This is a genomic window from Gemmiger formicilis, from assembly GCF_016901605.1.
Lineage (GTDB): Bacteria > Bacillota > Clostridia > Oscillospirales > Ruminococcaceae > Gemmiger > Gemmiger formicilis_B.
Genome location: NZ_JACJKP010001043.1, coordinates 1 through 216 on the forward strand (window position 1 = coordinate 1; position 216 = coordinate 216).

Here is a 216-nt window from a genome sequence, read left to right on the forward strand (position 1 = left end):
GTAGATATCGTCCTCGGCCAGGGGGTCCAGGGCCGCGGTGGGTTCGTCCAGGGCGAGAATGGGCCCGTTTTTATAAAGGGCCCGGGCCAGCATCAGCCGCTGGGTCTGCCCGCCTCCCAGTTCCTTCTGTATTTCACGGCGGTCAGCGGCTTTACCCAGTGGGTCATCGGCATTCTGGACAAAGGGGCTACGCTGCACCGCCAGTCGCTGGAGATT

1 protein-coding gene is annotated in these 216 nt (G+C 63.0%); it reads right to left on the minus strand.

Going from position 1 to position 216, the window contains the following annotated elements; genetic code table 11:
* Positions 1-216, minus strand: a 216-nt coding sequence (locus H6B10_RS17685) for an ATP-binding cassette domain-containing protein (protein ID WP_204652588.1), incomplete at both ends; no start/stop codon positions are given.